The sequence below is a fragment of the Candidatus Erwinia haradaeae genome, from assembly GCF_900698985.1.
Classification (GTDB): Bacteria; Pseudomonadota; Gammaproteobacteria; order Enterobacterales; family Enterobacteriaceae; genus Erwinia_E; species Erwinia_E haradaeae_B.
In genome coordinates this window covers 294,372-320,804 of record NZ_LR217730.1, presented here as the reverse complement: position 1 = coordinate 320,804, position 26,433 = coordinate 294,372, and the positions used below count along the sequence as shown (strand labels likewise).

The 26,433-nt window shown below is 30.7% G+C and carries 17 protein-coding genes; 4 read left to right on the top strand and 13 right to left on the bottom strand.

Annotated elements, in window-relative coordinates; genetic code table 11:
• Positions 1-104 precede the first annotated feature (104 nt).
• The 8 genes from bamA to rpsB all read right to left on the bottom strand — a co-directional run bounded on the left by bamA (position 105) and on the right by rpsB (position 10,451).
• Complete coding sequence (bamA, locus tag ERCIPSPA2889_RS00965; protein WP_157989015.1) at positions 105-2,516, bottom strand: outer membrane protein assembly factor BamA; 2,412 nt, start codon at positions 2,514-2,516, stop codon at positions 105-107.
• A 1,425-nt stretch (positions 2,517-3,941) separates the two neighbouring features.
• The gene (locus ERCIPSPA2889_RS00960; RefSeq protein ID WP_157989014.1) at positions 3,942-4,805 is read right to left on the bottom strand and encodes a phosphatidate cytidylyltransferase; all 864 of its coding nucleotides are present in this window, start codon (positions 4,803-4,805) and stop codon (positions 3,942-3,944) included.
• 44 nt (positions 4,806-4,849) lie between these two features.
• A complete protein-coding gene (gene uppS / locus ERCIPSPA2889_RS00955; RefSeq protein WP_157989013.1) occupies positions 4,850-5,593 on the bottom strand; it encodes a polyprenyl diphosphate synthase in 744 nt (247 codons plus the stop codon).
• Positions 5,594-5,759: 166 nt separating this feature from the next.
• Positions 5,760-6,959, bottom strand: a complete 1,200-nt coding sequence (gene ispC, locus ERCIPSPA2889_RS00950) for a 1-deoxy-D-xylulose-5-phosphate reductoisomerase (RefSeq protein ID WP_157989012.1) — start codon at positions 6,957-6,959, stop codon at positions 5,760-5,762.
• Positions 6,960-7,068: 109 nt separating this feature from the next.
• Positions 7,069-7,626 (bottom strand): ribosome recycling factor, encoded by a 558-nt coding sequence (frr, locus tag ERCIPSPA2889_RS00945; protein ID WP_157989011.1) that lies wholly within the window; start codon positions 7,624-7,626, stop codon positions 7,069-7,071.
• A 136-nt stretch (positions 7,627-7,762) separates the two neighbouring features.
• A complete protein-coding gene (gene pyrH, locus ERCIPSPA2889_RS00940; RefSeq protein WP_157989010.1) occupies positions 7,763-8,488 on the bottom strand; it encodes a UMP kinase in 726 nt (241 codons plus the stop codon).
• Positions 8,489-8,701: 213 nt separating this feature from the next.
• Positions 8,702-9,511, bottom strand: a complete 810-nt coding sequence (tsf, locus tag ERCIPSPA2889_RS00935) for a translation elongation factor Ts (RefSeq protein ID WP_157989009.1) — start codon at positions 9,509-9,511, stop codon at positions 8,702-8,704.
• Positions 9,512-9,764: 253 nt separating this feature from the next.
• The gene (gene rpsB, locus ERCIPSPA2889_RS00930) at positions 9,765-10,451 is read right to left on the bottom strand and encodes a 30S ribosomal protein S2 (protein WP_157989008.1); all 687 of its coding nucleotides are present in this window, start codon (positions 10,449-10,451) and stop codon (positions 9,765-9,767) included.
• Positions 10,452-11,716: 1,265 nt separating this feature from the next.
• Between rpsB and map the strand changes: the two genes are divergently transcribed.
• The 4 genes from map to serS all read left to right on the top strand — a co-directional run bounded on the left by map (position 11,717) and on the right by serS (position 20,089).
• Complete coding sequence (map, locus tag ERCIPSPA2889_RS00925; RefSeq protein ID WP_157989007.1) at positions 11,717-12,508, top strand: type I methionyl aminopeptidase; 792 nt, start codon at positions 11,717-11,719, stop codon at positions 12,506-12,508.
• Positions 12,509-15,333: 2,825 nt separating this feature from the next.
• On the top strand, positions 15,334-15,897 hold the full coding sequence (gene gmhB / locus ERCIPSPA2889_RS00920; protein ID WP_157989006.1) for a D-glycero-beta-D-manno-heptose 1,7-bisphosphate 7-phosphatase: 564 nt from the start codon (positions 15,334-15,336) through the stop codon (positions 15,895-15,897).
• A gap of 1,133 nt (positions 15,898-17,030) precedes the next feature.
• Entirely contained in the window at positions 17,031-18,137 is a 1,107-nt protein-coding gene (gene asd / locus ERCIPSPA2889_RS00915; RefSeq protein WP_157989005.1) for an aspartate-semialdehyde dehydrogenase, read from the top strand.
• Between the two features lie 659 nt (positions 18,138-18,796).
• On the top strand, positions 18,797-20,089 hold the full coding sequence (gene serS / locus ERCIPSPA2889_RS00910) for a serine--tRNA ligase (protein WP_157989004.1): 1,293 nt from the start codon (positions 18,797-18,799) through the stop codon (positions 20,087-20,089).
• A gap of 467 nt (positions 20,090-20,556) precedes the next feature.
• Here the strand turns inward: serS and thiL are convergent, their stop codons facing one another.
• From thiL to ERCIPSPA2889_RS00885, 5 genes are all read right to left on the bottom strand, one after another.
• Positions 20,557-21,579 (bottom strand): thiamine-phosphate kinase, encoded by a 1,023-nt coding sequence (thiL, locus tag ERCIPSPA2889_RS00905; RefSeq protein WP_157989003.1) that lies wholly within the window; start codon positions 21,577-21,579, stop codon positions 20,557-20,559.
• Positions 21,580-21,628: 49 nt separating this feature from the next.
• Positions 21,629-22,048, bottom strand: coding sequence for a transcription antitermination factor NusB (gene nusB, locus ERCIPSPA2889_RS00900; protein WP_157989002.1), 420 nt, complete (start codon positions 22,046-22,048; stop codon positions 21,629-21,631).
• A gap of 21 nt (positions 22,049-22,069) precedes the next feature.
• Positions 22,070-22,540: a 6,7-dimethyl-8-ribityllumazine synthase gene (gene ribH / locus ERCIPSPA2889_RS00895; protein ID WP_157989001.1), complete on the bottom strand. Its 471-nt coding sequence runs from the start codon at positions 22,538-22,540 to the stop codon at positions 22,070-22,072.
• Between the two features lie 73 nt (positions 22,541-22,613).
• The gene (gene ribD / locus ERCIPSPA2889_RS00890; protein ID WP_157989000.1) at positions 22,614-23,732 is read right to left on the bottom strand and encodes a bifunctional diaminohydroxyphosphoribosylaminopyrimidine deaminase/5-amino-6-(5-phosphoribosylamino)uracil reductase RibD; all 1,119 of its coding nucleotides are present in this window, start codon (positions 23,730-23,732) and stop codon (positions 22,614-22,616) included.
• A gap of 1,628 nt (positions 23,733-25,360) precedes the next feature.
• Complete coding sequence (locus tag ERCIPSPA2889_RS00885; RefSeq protein WP_157988999.1) at positions 25,361-26,374, bottom strand: NAD-dependent epimerase; 1,014 nt, start codon at positions 26,372-26,374, stop codon at positions 25,361-25,363.
• Positions 26,375-26,433: the final 59 nt, after the last annotated feature.

The window sequence follows — 26,433 nt, the reverse complement described above, 5'->3', positions numbered from 1 at the left end:
ATCATTACAGTAGACAGAACACATCACCACAATATCTTATCATACTAACTAATCTATTCTAATACAGATTATACCTTATTGTTTGATTCTACTTTTATATTGTATTACCAAGTTTTTCCTATATAAAATTGAAATGGTTCAGATTTATCACCATGATACCTCTGAAAAGGACAAGCATATGAAAACACTAATGGCCCAATAGGTGACATCCATTGTAATGCAGCCCCTGCCGAAATGCGAATATTTTTAGGTTTACTATAATCTGGAATATGCAGAAGCATCATCTCCTTGGTTTCTTCCCAGCGCGTATCCCATAACATACCAGCATCTACAAATAGAGAAGTACGTATTAAATTAACATATTTTTCATTAAGAAAAGGCGTTGGTGTAATTAACTCAGTACTTAATACTACCAGAGCGTTACCACCAACCGAATCTTCAGACTGACATATACTACTCAAAGAACTACTACTACACTTAGATAAAGAATTATTATAATATACAGCCTTTGGGCCAATGGTGTTAGTACGTAAACCTCGTACTGTGGTTAAACCACCAGCATAAAAGTTTTCATAAAACGGCAACTCATGACCATCAAGACCATCTCCATAACCTAGGCGACCACGACATAAGAAAATCCAGTCTCGCTTGACATTTAATGGAAAATATTGCTGCACACTCATCATGACTCTATAAAAAGTATTTTTTGAACCAGGTATAGTTACTTTACCATTAAGATTTGTATGATGCCCCCTAGTAGGAAAAAAGCTACGGTCTAATGTATTATAAGTCCAGCCATAATTTAAAGTAAGATCGTCTGTAGAGAACTCTTCAGTAGTAGAAACCGAGGGGTTCTCACCATGATTACGCAAATAACGCCACATCGCAATCTGTGGCTTCATATTAGAAATACTATGGTGAAGATAACCAAAACCAACATGGAGGGTATTAGCTTCATTCAATGGAAAACCAAGTGTACTCTCCCCTCCATAATATTTATTAGTATAATCTGACAGATCCGCAGCATGAGCCTTAAAATCATTATAAATGAAACGTCCACCGAGACTCACGCCAAAAGTAGTAAAATAAGGATCAGTCAGAGACAGTTCAGCATACGTCATGTAATCATTTTTTGTACTATTGATACCAACAGCATTTCCGGTTCCTAACCAATTATCCTGAGTAAGTCCAATCTGAAAATTCACACCATTTTCCGTACCATAACCTACACCTAAGTTAATCGTTCCAGTGTTCCGCTCTTGTACTCTATAAATTACATCTACTTGATCTAAGGACTCAGGCACTCGTTGAACTTTAGAGCTCACTGAAATAAAATAACCGAGACGATTTAAACGCTCTTTTCCTTGTTGTACAAGATCACTTTGTAACCACGTACCCTCTGCTTGCCGAACCTCACGGCGCATAACAGAATCTTTGGATACATGATTGCCTTCAAAACGTACTTGACGTACATAATATCGAATACCTGAATTAATAATAAAGCTTAACTTTACGGTTTTTTTAGTATCATTAATATTTAGCTTAGTCTGAATCTCCGGATATATATACCCTTGATGTCCTAATATTTTTTTAATAACTTCTTCTATACGCAAAGCATTCGCTCTATTATATACATTACCAATCTGTTCTGATTTTAAAGTCCGGATCTCTTTTAAATCGAGTTTTATATTGCTATTAATATTAACATCAGACAATTGATATTGATCACCTTCAGTGATATTAATGGTAATATAAATACCTGTTTTATCTGGCGTTAAATTAATCTGAGTAGAATTGATATTAAAACGTGCATAACCACGATTAAAATAGAAGCTTCGCAAAATGTTTAAATCTTCATTGACTTTTTGTGTCTGATATTTACTATCACTCAATATATGTAACCAAGAATTATTATCTCTTAATTTTAAATGAGAGATAAGTTCATCTGTTCTGAATATTTTATTACCAATTATATTAATTTGTTTAATTTTTGCAGGTCTACCCTCAGTAATAATAAAATTTAAATCAACACGATTACCTGGCAATGCGGTTGAAATAGCATGCACACTTGACCGATAATGACCAATACTATAGTAAAAATCCTCTAATTCTTGCTCAATAGAAGCAAGAGAAGAACGATCTAACACCTCTCCGATGCATACACCAAAAGAATTTAAATTCTTTTTTAATAACTCTTCTTTAAGAATTTTGTTTCCTGAAAAAGTGATACAAGCAATTACTGGGCGCTCCTTGAGTTTTACAATTAAAGAACCACCATCACGCATGAGCTGTACATCATCGAATTTTCCAGTCGCAAATAAGGCATGGATAATCCTTCTGATATCTTTCTGAGAAGTTACATCTGAAACATGAATAGGTATACTTCGTAATACAGACTCAACGGAGACTCTTTTCAATCCATCAAAATAAATATTTTTGACTACAAAACTATCTGCACTACATACAGTAGCACTGCTCAAAAGAAGTGATGCTATGAGAAAATTGTTCATCGGCATCCTTTGATAAATACATCCCGGCTTTTATTATAAACTTTATTACATAGCATAAAATTATATAATTTAAAGCAATTCAAAGTGTGATAAATCATTATAAACACTAACCCTTTAAAAAATACTGGACCGATGAAATAAAAATGATAAGAAAGTTTATGAATTTATTCAGGCATAGAACTACCGATTATCTTCAATACTATAGGAAATGTAGGTTATAACTATCTAAACTAACAGTGAACATGGATTAATTGTCCAAAAATTAACGCTTAAAAAGCGCCAAAAGAATAATGCAGCAAATGCAGTAATATTATATTAATCTATAACAAAAAAACGTTTTTGAACAAATAAAAACATTAATTAAGATTATAGAATTGTCTCTCATTTATTATTCATTTTGAATATTTTTAACATTAAAATTAAGTATATTTTTAGATATAAAAATATACTTGCACATAACAACCCACAGCTCATACTAAAAAACTATTCTATACTAAGGAGGCATACCACTCATACAAGGAAAGAACCTGTAATTTTCTTGAAATTTTTATAGAATATCATTTTTTTCATCTAAAAAAGCCCTATCGTATTAATCTGCTCACTAAACTTCTAATAAAATACATCTATTAAAATCATTGCACTGTAAAACACCGAAAGACTCTAAGAACGATGATAATTTTTTATTAGAAAAACATTTTATTGTTTCATCTTATCGGCTCTCTATTGGAGAATTTTTATACCTCCAGTATCTTTCATCTAAATAGAGTTAGATGATTACTATATAAATGGGGCGCAAAATAAAAAGTCATCTACATTGCACCTTCAGTTAATAAACATAGATATTTTTAGTGCTCTATGTATCATTAAAAAATATAGTTAAAATATATAGTACTGTATTAAAATATTTTTGCTAATCATTCTACTAAAATTCTTAATAAATTATTCCAACCTAGCCTTTTGATTGTATCAATAAATTTTATTTGAATACCATTTATTATAGCACTAGCATACCTAAAGAAATATGTATTCCATTACAATCAAAAAACGAATAAAATAATTTACGAATAAACACATTTAAAAATTTATCAGATGAAGTCTGTCGGATAAATTTAAGATTAAAAAACTTACAATGAATATAAATCTTATTTTTACCATACACCTATTAATAAATTTTGATCATGAAGTCATTTTATAAAGATATATAAGATTCAGAGTGGTCACGTCCTTATTGAGCATTAAAATTATAAGAACCTATCAATATTATGAAACCAACCTATTGAATGCTAAAAAGAAATAAAATATTACATTATTTTTTGTTTTATAGTAATAATACCATCAAAAATACAAATACTCATGTATAGTGATGTCAAGAATTTTCTATATAAATTCTAAGCACAGTATTCCAAAAATACTACTGAGTAGAATACCCCCTTAGATGACTTCTGCAATCATAAACTGTAAACTAGCAAAAATTGGGGCTGCAGCAGTCAGACTATCAATACGATCTAATATACCACCATGTCCAGGAATTATTTTACCGCTATCTTTTATGCCAACTGCACGTTTAAAAATACTTTCGCTTAAATCACCTAAAATAGAAAAAAACACGGTAAATATAGAACATAATAATAAACTTTTTGGTGCTATACTCAATACCGTCAGCTGATTAAATATACAAAAAATTATACACGAACTAAATAGACCACCCAACAAACCTTCCCATGTTTTTCCTGATGAAATTTTTGGCACTAACTGATGTTTGCCAAAAACTTTTCCAAAGAAATAAGCACCAGAATCCATCCCCCAGACTAATATTAATAAATATAAAAGACGCCACGCGCCAACAGTGTGATCTAAGTGATAGTTATATTGACGAACCACCAGCATACCACAAAAAAAAGACCAAATAGTTAATAAACCAAATAAAATACTCAAAATACGTGAAGTTCTCCACAATAAGGCTGAAGAAGGATAAAAGAATACTAGAGGTATTACTAATATCCACCACCATATTGCAACCCATAGCATATCAGGAATTCTTAACCAATGTATCCACTCCAGAGAATTATCGGATAGTAGATCAAACATACTAATTAATAAAATCAACCCACATAATAATATAAAGAACACCCGATGACAGTAAGAAGATAAATTTGCTAAAGGACACCATTCCCATGCAGCTAACATACTTATTAAAAAAATAATAATACTAAATACCAACATAGGTAAATAAAATAATGCTCCAATAATAATTGGAATTAATATCAATGAGGTGATGCATCGCATTCGTAACATCAAACTTCCTAAGTTCCTATAAACATTTTACGTTCCTATAAATTTTAAAGAGTGACACCACCAAATCTACGCTCTCGTTTTGCAAATGCATTTAGCGCACCTTTAAAAACGTCTTCATCAAAATCAGGCCATAGAATGTCTGTAAACCAAAACTCTGCATAAGCCGCTTGCCATAACAGGAAGTTACTAATACGATATTCTCCTCCAGTCCTTATTACAAGATCAACGGGTACTATTGTACTCAAACATAAATGCGCGCTTAATGTTTTTTCTTCAATTTCATCTGGACGAAGAATCCCATCTCGCACCTGTTCTGCTAATGCTCGCACTCCATGAATAATATCCCAACGCCCCCCATAATTTGCAGCAATATTAAGTATTAGACCTTGATTATTTTGAGTTTTTTCTTCAGCACATCGGATACAGTCTTGTAAACGATGACTAAAACGAGTGATATCACCAATAATGTTTAAGCGAATATTATGTTTATGTAAATTTTTAACTTCTGTATCAAGAACTAAGACAAATAACTCCAATAAGGCTATCACTTCCTGATCAGGGCGACTCCAATTGTCCCTACTAAAAGTATATAATGTCAGTGCATCTAATCGGTAATTTACTGCAACACTAATAGCGCGCCGAACAGATTCTACGCCCGCCTGATGACCAGACATGCGTAATTTTCCTTGTTTTGTTGCCCATCGACCATTACCATCCATAATAATTGCTACATGACGGGGCTTAATCATCTGTTGGTTCTTATATTGCAATTGATCTTCGGGCGACATTGCGCGTCATGATTCCCCTAGTTCAGAATTTAATAACTTCTGAGAATCTTATTTTATTAAAACTAAGCTAGCATAATATAATTAGCGATTTTATTAACACTGTTGATAAAATCTAACTTCAAAATAAAACTTTATAATTAATGATTATAAACTAAATCATAATAGATCATTTTCTAATAAATTGTGATACTAACTTCCATGCTATAGATCTTGCTTCAAAGTCCATAGCAAGCACCGCATCAACGCTATCTGGCTCACAGCAGGACAAACTCTCTAAAACGGCAGTATTAAGTGAAACAATATCAGTAAAAGCTATTCTTGACGCTAAAAATGCTGCTACTGCAATCTCATTAGAGGCGTTCAGTATCGTGGTAGCTGCCTGTCCCGCTTGACTAGCCTGAATAGCCAACCTTAGGCAAGGATAACGTACATAGTCAGGCTCCGAAAAAGTCATTGTTGAAAGTTTTTTAAAATTAAGTTTTGGAGCTCCTGAATTGACTCTCTGAGGCCAGCTCATACCATAAGCAATTGGCGATCGCATATCCGGAAAGCTCAGCTGTGCCATAATACCACCATCCAAATAGCGAACCATAGAATGTATAACAGACTGTGGATGAATAATCACTTCTATCTGCTTATCCGAGGCATTAAAAAGCCATTTTGCCTCAATATATTCTAAACCTTTATTCATCATAGTGGCCGAATCAACAGATATCTTACGTCCCATTATCCAATTTGGATGCAAACATGCTTGATCTGGTGTCATGTCACACAGTTTTGATAACGGGATCTCACGAAACGGACCTCCTGACCCTGTCAAAATAATACTCTCAATACCATGGCTTTCTAAAACAGCAAAACCTAACTGAGTCTGTAGCGATACAGGCAAGCTTTGAAAAATAGCATTATGTTCACTATCAATAGGCACAATCTGAGCCTGAGAGGAGATAACTGCTTCTAGAAAAAGACGTCCACATGTTACTAATGATTCTTTATTAGCTAGCAAAACTTGTTTACCAGCTTGAATAGCAGATAAAGTAGGAAGCAAGGCTGCTACCCCTGCAATTGCCGAAACTACCTGATCCACATCATCTAGCGCAGCCATGTCACAGATTGCCTGTTGACCATTTAAGACTTCAGTAGAAATATGAAAAGAATGTAATCGAAATCGTAATTCACGCGCGGCTTTCTCATCTAGCATAACAGCAAAATCTGGACGAAACTCTAAGCATTGCCACATCATCCGTTCAACATTGCGTCTTGCCACTAAAGCTTTGACAGCAAATAGCTTACGATTCTCTCGAACTACAGATAGCGTACTACTACCGATAGAACCAGTTGAGCCGAGGATCGTTAATTGCTTCATACATGTACTCAGAATAATAAAATACAGTCGTCACTGTAAAAAATCGAACAGCTATTCTCATTTAGAACATTGTATATAATACCAACACATAACTACTGTGGTGAAATTTTTAAAAATCTAATATGTCCTTCTCTTTATCTCGTAGAATGCTATCTATCTTCTTAACGAAAATATCAGTGGTTTTCTGTACAAATTCTTGTCCACGCCGATCTTCTTCTGAGCTAATTTTTTTTTGTTTTAAAAGCAGCTTAATATGATCATTAGCATCACGACGTATATTGCGAACTGAAATTTTCCCCTGTTCGGATTCACTACGTACCAATTTAATCAATTTATGTCGACGCTCTTCGGTTAATACTGGCAACCGAACACGAATATCTACACCTACTGTCTGCGGATTAAAACCCAAACCTGAAGTTATAATTGCTTTTTCAACTAGGGAAATTATAGATCTATCAAATACGTTAATCTTTAATGTACAGAAGTTTTCTACAGTAATATTAGCTAACTGAGATAAAGGAGAAGACGATCCATAACAATCAACAACAATACCGTCAAGTATAGATATCGATGCACGTCCGGTATGAATTTTTCTAATGTTTTGTATCAACACTTCCACGCATTTTGTCATACGTATTTCAGTGTCATTCTGAATATCATTTATCACTCTGAACAGCCTTAAATACTATTGATATTATCACTATGCTCAGGAACTAAAACACAATCTGTTAATGAAATATCGCCCTCATTAGATTGGTAGCGCCTACCTTGATTTTCTTTATATTATTTATACTAAATAAAAATTAATTTGTGATTAGAGTACCTTCTTTTTTACCCATAAGTATACGACGTAAAGCGCCTGACTTATGCATATTAAATACACGAATAGGTAGCCCATGATCGCGTGCTAAAGTAAAAGCTGCTAAGTCCATGATTTTTAGAGCGCTACTTAGTACTTCTGAGTAAGTGAGTTTTTCATATAGCACTGCCTTTGGATAGCGCGCCGGATCCGCAGAATAAACACCATCTACTTTAGTAGCTTTCAATACTGCATTGGCCTGAATTTCAATACCACGCAAACAGGCTGCAGAGTCAGTAGTAAAAAATGGATTACCAATACCTGCCGCAAAAATCACTACGTTATTTTTCTGTAGAAGATTATTAGCCCTATCCCAGCAATAAGTATCACAAACACCATTTAAAGGGATAGCAGACATAAGCATCACCTTCATGTTCGCACGATACATGGCGTCTCGCATGGCTAAACCGTTCATTACTGTTGCTAACATTCCCATATGATCCCCTACTACACGATTCATACCAGCCTGTTCTAAACCTGACCCACGAAATAAATTACCACCACCGATAACTATGCCTACCTGAACACCTAATGCTACTAACTCTTTAATTTCTTTTGCCAAACGCTTTAATGCGCTAGGATTGATTCCAAAACCTTCAGAACCTTGGAATGCTTCACCGCTCAACTTTAGCAGGATACGTTGATATACAGGTTTTATATAAGTCGCCATAGTCATGTCCTAGACGATGTCTGTAATCAGGAATTCTAATTTTCACTAGAATTATAGTTTTACCAGAATTATCTTTAATATGTCAGAAAATGATATATAATAAAAATGAGATTGTTATTGAATAGTTAGATTTCAAAAACAACTATCTAGATGGCGATCTCATAAAAACTACTTCGTGACTTAAGCTAATACTGAAACTTCTTTTGCAAAATTTCATCCTTTTCTCTTAATCCCTTCACCTACCTCAAATCTTACAAAATTATTAACAATAGCATTCTCTTCTACAAGACATTGACCAACATCTTTATTCAAATCTAAAATAAATGGCTGACTAATTAGAGATATTTCTCGAATAAATTTCTGCATTCTACCTATTACTATTTTTTCAGCAATCTCTTTTGCTTTACCAGATTGCATTGCAATTTCTAACTGAACTTGATATTCTTTTTCTAAAATTTCAGATGATATATCTTTTGGTGCAATAAATTCAGGTTTGCTCGCTGCAATATGCATAGCAATTTTTTTAGCAAAGTTGACGTTTGATCTTGTCAAAGAAACTAGCACACCAATACGCTGATCATGCAAATACTGCCCCAAGACTTCACCTTGTAGAGACACTATACGTCGAATATTAATATTCTCACCAAAATGAGAAATTAAAAACATACGCTCTTCTTCAAACTTATCTTCTAGTTTTTTTGCATCTATTACATTATCAACAATAGCCGCATCAAGTACTTTATCAGCAAATAATTGAAACCTAACATCCTTCACCACAAAATCTGTCTGACAGTTAATCTCTAACAGAACACCATAATTTTCTATAATTTTACATCTAATCAAACCTTCTGCAGCTATATTTTTCGCTTTTTTTGCTCCTTTAATTATACCAGTTTGACGCATATATTTTATGGCCAAATCAATATTACCATGCGCATCAGTGAGCACTTTTTTACAATCCATGATACCTGCACCGGTGCGTTCTCGTAAATCTTTTACTAGAGCAGCGGTAATCTGAACCATTCTTTTCTCCTAAATTGACTCGCATGATGTTTAAAATGCATACATGTATGTAATACACAATTGTATTTCTTTAAACAAAATACCAATTTCTTTTAAAAATAAATCATATAATAACTACCCGAAAAAGTCAAAATCTCACAATCTATCCAAATCATTATCTCGTAATAACTATTTACTAACAAAAAATAAAATATACCTGGTACATCTGAAATAATAATTCAATAATTTTTTACATGCTATTATTTAATCTAAATTATACTTTGGATAACCCATCACGAATAGTAGCCTCTACGATTGTTAGATATAAATTGATAGCACGAATAGCATCATCATTTCCGGGAATAATAAAATCAACACCAGCTGGATCAGAATTGGTATCTACAATAGAAAATACTAGAATACCTAAATTATTTGCTTCTTTAATCGCAATATGCTCATGATGAGCATCAACAACAAATAGTGCATCTGGCAGGCCACCCATATCCTTAATCCCACCCAAACTATTTTCTAGCTTAGCTAACTGACCAATACGAATCAAAGCTTCTTTTTTAGTCAATTTCTCAAAGGTGCCATCCTGAGACTGAATTTCTAACTCTTTTAAGCGCTTAATAGACTGACGCACTGTTTTCCAATTAGTCAGCATACCACCCAACCAACGGTGATTAACAAAAAATTGATCACAACTCAAAGCGTGCTTTTTAATAGCTAAATTTGCCGAACGCTTAGTACCAACAAACAGGATTTTACCTTTACGGGCAGAGATCTTTGTAATTTCAGATAAAGCTTCATTAAACATAAGGACAGTTTTTTCAAGATTAATAATATGAACCTTATTGCGGGACCCAAAAATAAACGGTTTCATTTTTGGATTCCAATATCGAGTCTGGTGACCAAAGTGTACGCCTGCTTGAAGCATTTCATGCATAGAAATAGTTTCCATAATTACCCCTATAGAATATATAATACTAAGTATATTATTTTGTAGTTAAAATTATACATGTCCAATAAAAAAACCTATTAGTTTTAAACTAAATAGGCTCTTCAGAATGTCATTAATAAATATCTTCGAGAACACAGAGTGTTCTTTATGCGTAGCTCTCATTATTACATAATTATCACGAAGGATAGATAATGTCTTGTACATATAGTGTAATCTACTATAAAGTTTTTACTCATTACTCCAATATAGGGTGAGTATACTGTTTTTTGATATTTTCACTATATGCTGACACCATGAAACTCTGATCATTATCGAATAAAATATAGTAATTAAGATGTTGTTATCTGTAGTTCCACAATAATTAATAACTGCTTACTTTAAAGATTAGTTATGAGGATATTATTCGATTGCATTAACGTCTATTATATTAATCTAGATGATTTTCATCATAAACCATTCATCGCCTAAATAAAAACATAACATATTTAAAGAATTAAGAAATAAGTTCAGATCTTACGATTCACATAGAACAATTTATACAGTACAATATAAATTCTTTTTATAGTAAGAGGAGTGACTATTAGTATAACTATTATTTAACATAACCATTGTATACACAATTCTGTGCATAACCATGATATAATTATATATAAAACACAACACATATTAAAAGTGTTTATAATCAAATGTAATCTAATTACCACTAAAAGTTTCTTTAGAATTAAAAATAATAGTTAGACATATTTTACAGTAAAAAATAAACAGTACAAGAAATCATTATATCTTAATATATTTATCTCTTAGAATCTATATATCTCTTAGATAAAATAATGTACATCTTAGACAATATAGATGAATTAACTGCTCTAACCAAAATATTCAGAACATGCCACTAAACTAATAATATTACAAAACATTATACTCGAATGTATATTGATACTAACCATGATTTTTTAATCATACAAGATATCAAATAAAAAGACTAATAAATTAATAATAATCACCTCACTCTAAACTATTATGTGTTTTAAAATTAAAGAAGATGATATAAAACAGATGTTTTAATTTATAAAATATATTAATATTCATTTTCGTATATTTATGATTAATTATAAAAAACTAAAAAGATCTCTAATTTTAAACTACTAAGTTAAAAAGATACTACTACATAATATTATAATACCATCTTGCATCAGCAATACTATATTACATTTCATCTTCTTATGAGAAAGTGTCTTCCTTTCTTACTTAATACGGATATATTTATGGCTATTTCAATTAAATCTAGTAAAGAGATCACTAAAATGAGAGAAGCTGGTCGCTTGGCTGCGGAAGTTCTTGAAATGATCAAGAAACATGTTGTTCCTAATGTGAACACAGACACACTAGATCGCTTATGTCATCATTATATTACTAAAAAACAAAATGCTATATCTGCATGTCTAGGTTATCGGGGATACCCAAAATCCGTATGTATCTCTATTAATGACGTGGTGTGTCACGGTATTCCAAGTCAGAATGATATTCTAAAAGATGGTGATATTGTTAATATTGATGTCACAGTACTAAAAAATAACTATCATGGTGATACTTCTGCTATGTTTTTTGTAGGTCAACCAACCGTTCAAGGTGAGAAACTATGTCGTATTACACAAAATAGCCTCTATCTTGCTATACAACTTATCAAACCTGGGATTCGCCTAAGAACTATCGGAATAGAAATTCAAAAATTTATTGAAAAACAAAACTATTCTGTAGTACGAGAATACTGTGGACACGGTATTGGAAAAGGGTTTCATGAAGAACCCCAAATTCTTCATTACGATGCTGATGATGGCGGTATAGTATTAAAAAAGGGCATGACATTTACTATTGAACCCATGATTAATGCTGGAAAGTGCGGTGTCTACACTTTAAAAGATGGATGGACAGTTAAAACTCAAGACTCCAGTTTATCTGCTCAATATGAGCATACTGTTGTAATAACAAATAACGGATGTGAAGTGCTTACACTACGTAAAAATGAAATAATCCCTCAAATATTGACACATGAATAGAGAAATCTCTATTAATTAAAAGCTAACTGATAATTCTAGAAAAACATAATAACCAGTTAAGTTAACATCCTAGATGTCATTACATCTTAATGTAATATATTGAAATACTTAATAAGTTATAATGTTACAATTTTTATAATATAATTTTTATTATACAAAATAATATATCCATGAAAAATAAGTACCAAAATTATAAAAATATAATTATATACTTATATAATATAATACCTATATGGATAGAGCACAAAGTATTTATCATGCTTCTATAATAGATTTAGAATTTTAAAGTAGAATTTTGTATTACTAGTAAAATTTAAAAAAATTGAATATATTTTATCTTTACTAGTAATATTAAATAATAAGATTAAACTAACATCAAAATATTATATATTAATCTATATAGAGCTATTTTAAAAAATAATATAGAATATAAAATGGTTAATCAGAATAAATGATTTTTTTTTATTAAATAGCATTAGAAAATTTTAATGAAATTAAATTCGCTGTACCTGACTAAAGAATATTGCTGACTTTTATTAATAATCAGATTGCTTTTTAAAAAAATTCCATCTCCTTATGATATTACTATACATTACATAGTGTGCTTTAATATAATATTTTAAGCTTATAACTTTATTCAAAATAACTCAATTATTCTCTGCCAATTATCAACAAGAACACTTTTCTGATTTTAAGTTTTTTAGATTATTATAATTAATAAATGAGAAACATTAAAGCTGTCTTAGAACTCTTTAGTAACCATTTTAGTTTGTACAACACTATGGAGTCTGTTGTCTACATTCGATATCAGCAGAGTACCACCAAATCTTAAACCATGAACCATTAAGTATTTTTCTACTAAAAGCCATATAGTTATCATCTAATTGAATAGTGATCTTCTATAATTAATTGTATAATTTTTCTTCTCAGATAAAGAGTAACTGGCGTAATACCTTGATTCATACAAGAGATAGTGATTTATTAATACCATTAGTTAATACAATAGTACTCAAATCACCATACACCAACATAGCATATCTTTGGCGTCATGTACAATCTTAAATTACTTATTAATCTACAAAAATTATACCGATAATAGATTACATACGATCTCTTTATCTGTCTGTATGTGTTTTTTTTTATAACCTTCTCACTCTAGACTTAATCTTTTATCTAAAATGTTATCAAAAATATTATCCATCAAGATTCTCTCTTAAATAAATACTATAGATTCTGAATACCACAAAACCAAAATAAATATTTATATACTACGCTAAAATCTAAAATAAATATAAAAATGTTACTCATTCATCAAAATATATCGGTCATATTTCAGTTATCAATCAATCTAATTTCTTATATCAGAAAGAAACATAAAAAATCTACACCTAATTATAATAAGTTTCTTAACCCTATATATAAACCTATATTATAAATCTTTAACTATTTTATATATAATAGAGATAAGTATATATTAGATTTTCTATTATAGAATCTTTTCTACCATAATTTTACAATGAATATTATTTTTATGGTAAATACAATATATAATCATTTTTTTCTAATATGTTACGTATCAAAAAAAATTATTTTCATGTATATGAAAATAATTTACTATACAAATTAGAATCAAGACAATTATTAACGATCCTGACTAAATAAGTCATCTAATTTATTATATGATACATAACTCTTAGAATAAATATCTATTATCAATAATACTGATACTATATATATTCTAATAAGTGATAAAGTTACTCTACAATGTGGTAATATCAATAAATCAATTATTATGTGTTTTCAATTAAAGCAATAACTTGTCTAAGACCAGATAAAATATTATAGTATGGTGTCACAATGAAAAATAGAATGTTAATTCTATCCATTTACTATAAAGTGCCTATATTTTTATATAATATCATAAATATAGAAATATTTTTATTATTAATACTTAGACGCAATTCATAACAATAAAATAGAGTAACTTTTAAAAAAATACTATATAATACATGGCATTAATTAAATAGATATTATTCATAATAGTAATAAATATTGCTACCTCTTACTTAATTAAATAGAAGATGCAATATACTATACTTTTGTTAATAATTTAACTGAGATGTGATTTTAGTCTCAGTTCATATTGTATTTGATATTATTATTCTTATTTATCAAAATAGTATATGAATTTACGTTAAGATTTATTCTGTATTTTAATATTAGATACTTTTAGACACATAAACTTTTTTTGTTAAGTAGATCAGATAATAGAAACCTATACAGTATAAATCTTACATAATAGATCATTAAAAAGCACTATATCTATAGTATAGTGATAAAATTAATGATCTAATGATTATTAATTTTATAAAATAATCGAAAATAATATCAACTATCCAATACTTACCAAAAATGATCGTGAGCTACAGCAATCAACATGCACAACATATACATCAACCTCTCACTATATAGCCACTCTTACTCTAATTTAAATAACAATTCATAATTACAATAAATAATAAACATATTCTATTTTTATTTTGATACTTTAAGGAATCTGTCAATATTAATATATGTAGTATGTATAATATGCACATAAATAATCTACAAGTATCCACTAATAGAGTCATGTTTAATATGTATATTATTTATCATAATTATATTTCGTACAAATCCTAGATAAATATATGCTTATAGCTAAACTAGAAAAAATTGGAGAACAAAAAAATATAACCAGAATCTATATGCGCATCTAATATTTTCTTATATTTTTCTCAATATATCCACACAACCAATAATCATAGATATGTAGGGTAGGAGGATCAATGTGTCGTAATCGCATTTCTGCAATTTTTTTAGATAGAGATGGTACTATTAATCTAGATTATGGATATGTCTCCACAATCGAGACTTTTACATTTATCGATGGCGTCATCGATGCAATGAGCGAACTAATGAATATGGGGTTTGCTCTAATATTAATTACAAATCAATCCGGTATTGCACGCGGTCTTTTTAACATAAGTCAATTCATCGCCCTAACTAAATGGATGGAGAGATTTCTTGCAGATAGAAATGTCAGATTGCATGGTATCTATTTTTGCCCTCATTATCCCTCGAGCTTAATGCACTTATGGCGTCAGTTGTGTAACTGCCGTAAGCCAAAACCAGGTATGTTGCTTTCTGCCCAAAAAGAGTTCAATATTAACATGTCAGCTTCCTATATGATTGGTGATACAATTGAAGATATGCAAGCAGCAAAATCAGCAGGTGTTGGAAACAAAATACTCGTACGTAGCGGTAGACGACTTGAATCTTCATATACAGATAGCGCTGATTGGGTATTAGATAGTCTCAAAGACTTACCAAAATATATCCAGAAAGCTTGAATTATGATTAATTTATTTATGCTATATAATACTAAAATTCTATCATAATAGATTAAGTATTACTTGACAACCTGCTGTTATCATTAACTTTTCAACATATCTAATGTATAATTTTAAACTTCAAATCACCTATATACCATATATAAACTAGTAGTATATTTTTTATACCATCCAGGAGCATGTTTTAAAAAAAAATCGCACATACCTGTAAATTCAAGTGAAATAAAAAAACAAACACGTACTTCTATAAATAAATTACCTTAGTAAACGAATACGTATTTATATAAATATAATTCTTATGGACACTGAAGTAAGTCTTCTTTTTTGATTGCATATAATACAGTCAAGTATATCTCTATTAATTATAGCTGATTTATATTCTATTTAAAAATATTCTAAAATTAACTGGATAATTCTAAATAAACATCTTATTCTTAAATAAAAAAAGATATGAGGATGGATTGACTTAATGAAGAAGAATTAATATTGGAACCGACCATTAATTATAAATGACAAGAATCTTTTAATATTAAAAATTGATATTTCTCACTAATAATACTGAGCAGTAATTAAGTAAAATATCTAAAAATTAATATCCATTATAGATTATAAGTTATGATAACATATTAATAATTCTTTATACCATTTATAAAAAATTATTAATATTACATAAATCTTCTCACTATACAATCGCTTTATATATTTATATTAAAAAGTCTACTTTAAATAAAAAACACATTTAAAGGGGAAATATACATAAAATAAGAATCACACATAAATTACTCTGATACTAAATAGGGACCCGAAATTAGATTAAAGTGTCCCACCTATCTCAATATTTAACATGTATCACATATAGCAAATAAACACCTATTTTAGAAGGACTATAATGGTATTGAATACTATTTAAATACAGCCATCATAGGTAATATGATTTATTGTATATGGACTGGAAATGAATCTAGGTGCCACCTTACTTGTTATATTCTTTTAGAGATTTTCTATGGAATTAACAGAAGTTAGATATCCAATTTCATACCAAGTTATTAATGAACAATATTATACAAATATTAAAGATCACCTAATGAGATGATCATATAAAAGTTTTTATTATTTAACTAAGCTGATTATAAATGAAAACCTTAGGATTAATTGGATGGAGAGGTATGGTAGGTTCTGTATTAATGCAGAGAATGGATGAAGAAGGTGATTTTAATATAGTACATCCTATTTTTTTTTCCACTTCCAGATATGGTCAAATTGCACCGATATTACATGGAAAACCAATGGGAATTTTGCAAAATGCATTTGATATTAACGCATTACAGGATCTTGATATCATCATAACTTGCCAAGGTGTAGAATATACTAAATGTATATATCATAAACTTCGTAATACAGGTTGGCCTGGTTATTGGATTGACGCGTCATCTACCTTGCGTATGAAGGATGATGCAATAATAATTCTTGATCCAGTAAATTCTCAGGTTATTTATGATGGTTTAAGCAAAGGGATAAAAACTTTTGTAGGCAGTAATTGTACTGTAAGCTTAATGTTAATGTCGCTAGGTGGTTTATTTACTAATGATTTAGTGGAATGGGTCTCTGTAGCGACCTATCAAGCGGCCTCTGGTGGTGGCTCACGTCATATGCGTGAACTATTGACTCAGATGGGTATAATCCATCATCATGTCAAGAAAGAACTAAAAAACCCAGCATCTAGTATTTTAGACATTGAGCGTAAAGTTACTGGAATAACAAAAAGTGGCCTCCCTACAGATAGCTTTACCGTACCACTCGCAGGCAATTTAATCCCATGCATTGATCAGCATTTGTATAACGGTCAAACACTTGAGGAATGGAAGGGGCAAGCCGAGACAAATAAGATTTTAAAAACTACCCATATTATTCCAATAGACGGTATATGCGTAAGAATTGGCGCATTACGCTGTCATAGTCAAGCGCTAACTCTAAAATTAAAAAAAAATATCCCCTTATTAGATATTGAACAATATATACTAGAGCATAACTCATGGGTTAAAATAATACCAAATGATCGAGAGATGACTCTGCGTCAATTAACACCCGTTATGGTATCAGGTACATTAGATATCCCTATTGGTCGATTACGTAAACTAAATATAGGACCAAAATATATCTCTGCCTTTACTGTTGGTGATCAACTATTATGGGGTGCAGCTGAACCACTACGCCGCATGCTTCGTTTACTACTAAGCTAAAGAATTAAAGATAATTTTGTCTTATTATTAATAATTTTTATTTTTATGCAGACAATATAATAAGACTTTTATGTTTCGATAAATATAAATATATTATATTATTGATATAATATTAAAGATTGGCTTTATTTAAAGAGTACATATAGCAGATTAGACTAGCTAATATTTATTACATTAGACACATAAAAACCTTCCACATAATTATTGATGATATTCAACGGTTAAGGGTTTGAATTTATAGGTGATGCACAAATCTATACAAAAAACACGCCAATTAAAAAAGATTTAATTGATGATTTTATGAATTAACCACCTAATATAATAGTATTTATGTATCATAGAATTCTTTTCGTTCTAAATTATAGAAAAAACATATTTAACTATGTAGTGCTATTAAACCAAGTGATTTGTAAACTTAAAGATAGATTTCGTATACACAATCATCTTACTTAAGATTATTGTCTTATGGTATCTAGAGTCATATTAACTAAAGCTATCAATATTAATAACTTTAATGATCCATTTGTGTGACAAAGAAACTCAGGTCATTGATAGTAATATTCTTTGCATTATAAAGGTAAAGTTTAAATCTGTACACCTAATGAATATTTAAAACTAGACGATTTCTGTTTTAATTCATAACTACTAATAAGGTTAGTATGCTTGATCTCAACCTACTCCGCCAAGAACCAGACTTCATTGCTAAAAAACTATCAAGACGAGGTTATAGTTTAGATATAAAAAAACTACAGACATATGAGGAGCAGCGGAAATCACTACAAATTTCAAAAGAAAACTTACAAGCAAAACGTAATGTATATTCCAAATCTATCGGGCAAGCTAAAGAACAAGGAGAAGAAATTAAATGGTTATGTGAAGCGGTTAAACTACTCTCTAAACAAATTAACCAACTTAAAGAAGAATTAGATTTAATCTATACTAAAATAAATACTATGTTAGCATCCATTCCAAATATCCCCGATGAAGATGTACCTATTGGGAAAAATGAAAGTAATAATCAGGAAATAAGCCGATGGAAACAACCTAGAGAGTTTACTTTTAACATACGTGATCATGTTGAGTTAGGTGAACGTTCTGCAGGATTAGATTTTAGGGCTGGAGCCAAACTCACAGGTTCTCGTTTTGTCGTAATGAAAGGTCAAATAGCGCTAATGCATCGCGCACTTAGTCAGTTTATGCTCAATGTTCATACACAACAGCATGGGTACCAGGAAGTATATGTACCATATATAGTGAATAATATTAGTTTATACAGTACTGGTCAGTTACCAAAATTTACTCAAGAACTATTTTATGTCGATTCTTTAGATTCTGTGTTTTCTAATAAACATTACGCTCTGATTCCAACAGCCGAGGTATCACTAACTAACCTTATACGCGATGAAATTCTCGAGGAAACCGCTCTTCCATTAAAGCTAACATCACACACACCTTGTTTTAGATCTGAAGCTGGAACGTATGGTCGTGATGCACGAGGACTAATACGCATGCACCAATTTGATAAAGTTGAAATAGTACAGATCACTCGTCCACAAGATTCTAAAAATGCTTTAGAAGAAATAATCCAGCATGCTGAAACAGTTCTACAGCTTTTAGATATACCATATCGCACTATGTTACTATGTACTGGTGATATGAGTTTTAGCGCACAAAAAGCTTATGATCTAGAAGTCTGGTTACCTGCTCAACACAATTATCGAGAAATATCCTCTTGCTCAAATATGGGAGATTTTCAGGCTCGTCGCATGAAAGCACGCTGGCGCCCTGCAGGTAGTAAAAAAACTCATTTTGTTCATACACTAAATGGTTCTGGATTAGCCGTAGGCCGAACTCTTATAGCAGTTCTTGAAAATTATCAACAAGCTGATGGCCGTATTACAGTCCCAGAAGTGTTAAGACCATACATGCATGGCACATCTGTAATAGGATAAAACAAAAAATTGTATTATTACCTAATGGTAGCAATCATCATGACAAACAAAAATTTTAATAGAAAATCTCATTTACAAACTCATAATAGTATTATATAAACGAAATTAGTATAATGAATAAATTAAAATCTTATTTTCTATATTTTTATATTATTAATATAATATCATAATTAGCACCGCATACAATAGAGTGCGATAATATTAATGACTGCTTTTGTAATAAAGATGATCACATGCCTTCTTAAAACTTACTACACTTTAAGATAAGAAGATTTATTAACTACATACTTATCTAAATTGGTATATTATAGATAATTATATATCTATGTAATTTTGTTAGGATTAACATTAAACTGTAAGTATTAAAATCTTATAAATAAAATAAAGTCTTTATTGAACTTCACATGATTTAAGTTTTTTATTTTTTTTATAGCTGTCAACTGATCTAATGATACACCCAGTTAGATCTAGACACCAGTGTGATTATCATGAACAAATGGCTCAGTGTACCCTTCATGCATATTAAAGTGATCAAATCCTTTAAGACATATCTTAACTAGTTTTTTATTTTTTAAAAAAGTAAACCCATGTTCTTTTGGAAACACTTTTCCAATGCAGGTATATGACACTCCGTGAGGTCCTAGTGCAATTTCTAAGCTAGCACGATTAATCTCTGGAACAGTAAAGCATAACTCATAATCTTCTCCACTACTTAATGCCCAGCGTAAAGCCTGTTGTGCTGAAAAGTTTTGTCTAATTACTGAAGATATTGGTAATGCATCAAGATTAAGTTGAGCGCCACAGGAGCTAGCATTTAAAATATGACCTAAATCTGCAATCAAGCCGTCTGATAGGTCAATAGCAGAACTAGCTACATCGCGTAATGATTTTCCCTGAGGAACTCTAGGTATAGGCCTTAAATGGCGCTGAATTAGCGCTTCACGAGATACCTGATCATGAATATTTATTTTATGTCGCAGCAATTGAAAACCCGCGATACTATCACCTAAAGTACCAGTTACATAAATCCAGTCACCAACACACGCACCACTTCGTTTTAGTGCTAAACCTTGCGGAACTGTTCCATGAATACCTAATGTCATGCTTAGCGGTCCGCGAGTTATATCCCCACCAATAAGCTGCATCTGATAGTAATCTAAAAGATTAAACAAACTATCACTGAAAGCTTGTAACCAATGATTGTTAACTTTTGGTAATGTTAAGGACAGTGTTAACCATGCAGGATCTGCGCCTATTGCAGCCAAATCACTAAGATTTACAGCTAACGCTTTATAAGCAAGATCAGCTGGATGAGTATCACGTAAAAAATGCACACCTTCCACTAAAGTATCAGTGCTAATAGCTAATGTTGTTTTGTCAGACATATTCACTAACGCACAATCATCACCAATACCTTTTTCTACATCATGTCGAGAGCATAATCCACGACCAAAATAACGTGAGATCAGTTCAAATTCACCACATGCCATAGTTATATCCCAAAACTTCAATCACTATAATTATTATAATCCATAAAGATTATTTACGGTTCGGTCGAATCTGTAAAGCAATTTTATCCAAGACACCATTAATAAACTTATGACTATCTTTAGAGCCAAATACTTTTGCTAACTCTATTCCCTCATTGATTGCTACTTTATAGGGCACATCTAAACGCTCCTTTAATTCAAATAGAGCGATACGTAAGATAGCCTTTTCTATATGACCGAGATCTTTAATATGACGGGAAAGATATGGTTCCATTAATTTATCAAGATAGCCGACATATATAGCAATCCCACTAAGAATTTCTCGAAAATAACTAATGTCAACATTATGAGTATCTTGTTCTAGTATAAAGTAGTTAACAATATCTACAATATTGTTTTTAGAAATTTGCCAAGCATACAATGCCTGTACCGCACACTCTCGAGCGCGACGACGAGAAGAAGAATTCATGAAGGAACCTCTACATGGGGGCTATTCTCTAATAACTTTTAAGATATTAATCATTTCTAAAGCGGTAAGAGCAGCTTCAGCCCCTTTATTACCCCTTTTTACTCCAGCTCGATTGATTGCTTGCTCAATATTTTTCGTCGTTAAAACACCAAAAGATACTGGGATATTGCTATGCATAGAGATATTGGCCAAACCAGAACTAGCCTCTCCTGCTATAATCCCAAAATGAGGAGTGCTACCTTGAATTACGGCTCCTAAGGCTATAACTGCATCATATTTTTCAGTTTTTGCTAATAATTTGACCACTAATGGAAGCTCATAAGCACCCGGAACCCATATAACTGTAATATTATCATCTTTCACTTGACCAATACGTTTCAGTACATCAATCGCCCCACTGAGCAAGCATTCACTAATAAAGTTATTAAAACGTGCCACAACTAAGACAACACGCGAATCTGGAGCAGTAGTAGTAGCTTCAATCAAGTTCATAATATTTCTTCCAAGTTATGTGACACACTAATAGGAAAAAATAATAGCACACTTATAAAAAAACCGCTTTATTTTACGTATAAATAATATTAGGTGGTTGTAAAGTAAGCCTAACATCTGGACCTATTGACATAATATCAGTAAAAGTTAAAACAAAAATATCATTCAATGTTTCTATTCCTGATATCTGACATAATCCACGACCAGTATGTCCTATTAATTTAGGCGCAAAATAAATAATTAATTCATCAACTACTTTTGCTTTTAACAAGGCACCAGAAAACTGTGAGCCTGCTTCTACTAAAATGGAATTAATTTCTTTTTGTCCAAACAAGACCAACATAGAGGCTAAATCAAGATGACCATTCTGATAAGGTATGTTGAATTGCTGTACATTATCTGGCCATTGATTTCTGTCACATGTATATCTCATTAACCAAATTTCACCAGGCTGATTAATTACTTTATGCGTTGGGGTAATACGATTTTGGCTATCTATAATTATACGTATAGGCTGCCTCAAAAGATCTTCTGGATATATCTCCTTAATAGAATCATCTAACTGATTATAACGCACGGTTAAAGATGGATTATCTGCTAGTATGGTTGCGCTAGTGCTAAGAATAGCTGAACTTTGTGCCCGTAGTCTTTGCACGTCTCTTCTTGCCTCTATAGAAGTAATCCACTGACTTTCTCCATTAGGCATAGCCGTTTTTCCATCTAAAGAAGAACCTATCTTCAACTGTATCCAGGGCAAACCACTACGCATGCGCTTCAGAAAACCGCAATTTAGTGCTTCTGATGCAGACATCATTAATCCATGGTTAACCTCAATTCCTGCTTTTTTTAAACACTCTACCCCACGACCAGCCACTTGAGGATTAGGATCTTTCATAGCTATAAAAACATACCTAACCCCAGCAGCAATCAGTGCATCACAACACGGTGGTGTTCGCCCATAATAACTGCACGGTTCTAATGTAATATAAGCAGTAGATCCTCGTGATTTCTCACCTGCCATGCGTAATGCACAAATTTCTGCATGTGATTCGCCAGCTCTTAAATGATAACCTTCACCTACAATATGACCATCACGCACCAGTACGCATCCAACGTTAGGATTAGGAGAAGTAGTAAACCGACCGCGATAGGCCAATTCTAGCGCGCGAGCCATATAAAATTGATTGCTCATTTTACACATCCTAAAACTAACATTGCATTACTGATAAGATATATACTTAATTAATATAAAAATTCTGTTAAATTAAATAACTAATATTATTTACTTGTTTAATCTAATTTATAACTAATCACGATTCCATTAATACATAACATAATATAAAGAGCGAGCCTTTTTACAAAAATAAATACTAAAAACCATCTCAGTAAATAGAAGTTGATTAATCTTTAGTAACATTGAAAAAACTTAACCACCTTTGACAATAAAAAAGCTGATATATTTCTAGTATTTATCTCTAGTAATTTCAATAATACTTATCTACTATATCACTATAATTTTTTAGAATAATTTTTATATCAATATAACAAAAATATCATTGTTTATAAAAAATAATAGATCTCACTCTAAAATCTATCTGTTAGTATTCTGAATTTATTGAATCAATAAGATACCATCATGAAATAATTTTTATATATTAAAAGGTTCATTCAACACTATTAAATATTATCTCAGTATAATTACTTCTTAATAATTACATCATTAAAATAAATAAATCATAGAACAGATAAATATTGCAACTAACAACTAAAATAATATATCTTGTAAATATATAAAATTTATATTTAATATATTTATATTAAATATAAAGCTTATAAAATTCCATAAGATAAGAACCATCACCTATACTTTAATAAATAGACAAGTATAATTAATAGTGATTACTAATTAAATACTAATAATTATGTAAAAACAATTAAATATTACATATTTATTCTTAGATTAAAAATATTTAATCTATCTTTAAATAAATAAAAAAGGCAATTGCATCTAAAGTAAAATAAATATAAATATGTACTGTTCTCAACTAATAATTGAAAATGTTTTTTATACAGCCTATTAGTTCATATAACTATAATAGCTTCAAATAATAATTTCATTAACCATAGAAAACATTCTAGCATGTATAATATATCTATTGATTATAGCTAATATTATTATATGTTTTTATAAACACCTCTAAACAGTCAGTAGATATTATATGTAATATTTTACTATATTTTGTTAATTAATTTTTAATATATTATATATATCATATATTATGTGTAAAAATTTCTATCAGTGCTTTATCTTGTCATACTAAAATAAAATTTTAAGCATGATAAAAATATCAGATATTCATAACACTAGATATAATCTAAATACTGAAAAATAAATATCAAAATACTCTCTATGCATAGAGAGTATTTTAAATAAAATAATTATCTAATTAATATGTGTTGCAATAGAAATAAGTTAATTATATTTGCATATTATATGAAAAAAATAAAACGTTAAAATAGGCAGAATGTGTTATCAAAAAATCTAAATCATATAATCAAACTTTCTTTTCTATATGAAGCAATCACAAATTAAACACTTTAGAAAAATTTTATAAAAATTATATATCTATTAAATCTAATAGAAAAAATGTTTTTATTATGCTAGTAAAATTTAAAAAATACTATGCTATATACATGTTTAATATAGAAATTTAAACACATACTCTTAAGACTCGTTTCTTTACTCTATAATGATTACCATAAAAATTCGCTCCTCATTATACTTTATGCCCAACATGCAAAGTAAAATACTCATAATATTTATGTTATTTTATAAAACTCCTTATACCATTTTACAAAGCGACATACACCCTCTTGTATTTCAGTATACGGTTGATACCCAATTATTTTAACTAAGTCACTAATATCGGCACTAGTGGAAATCATGTCACCAGGCTGTACAGGTAACATATTTTTTTTTGCTACTATACCTAATTCGTCTTCTAATGCCTTAATATAGGTCATCAATGCATGTGGACGATTATTACCAATATTAAAAAGTTGATACGCTGCTGAGCTACTAGCAATATTACCTCCTTCTGCTGTCCAATCTGAATTAACCGTAGGAATAATATTATGTAACACCATAATAGCTTGAACTATATCATCAATATAAGTAAAATCGCGTTGCATTTTCCCATAATTATATATATTAATAGATTGACCAGATAAAATAGCTCGTGTAAATTTAAATAATGCCATATCTTGACGACCCCAGGGTCCATATGCAGTAAAAAAACGTAAACCAGTAGTTGGAATCCCGTATAAATGAGAATAAGTGTGAGACATTAGCTCATTAGATTTTTTAGTAGCAGCATAGATAGAAACTGGATGAGTTGTATCATCATCTACAGAAAATGGCATCTTACGATTTAAACCATATACTGAACTAGAAGACGCATATAAAAAATGCTCTACGTTATTGTGACGACAGCATTCTAAAATATTTAAATGACCAACAAGATTTGAATTAGCATAAGCGATAGGATTTTTCACAGAATAACGTACTCCCGTCTGAGCAGCTAAATGTATGACACGCTGCACAGCGTTAGATTGGAATACATCAATTACTTCTGCATAATCAGAAATATCCACTTTGCGAAAAGAAAAACTCATATAATCAGCGTTAATTTTTAAACGGGCTATTTTTAAATTTATATCTTGATGATAATTATTTAAATTATCTAACCCAATCACCTCATGACCAGCCTTAAGAAGACTCTGCGCTACATGAAAACCAATAAATCCTGCTACGCCAGTAACTAAAAATTTCACATCATCCTCCTAAATATAAATTTAAAAAGATACTCTAGAAGTCATGATATCCTCATAAC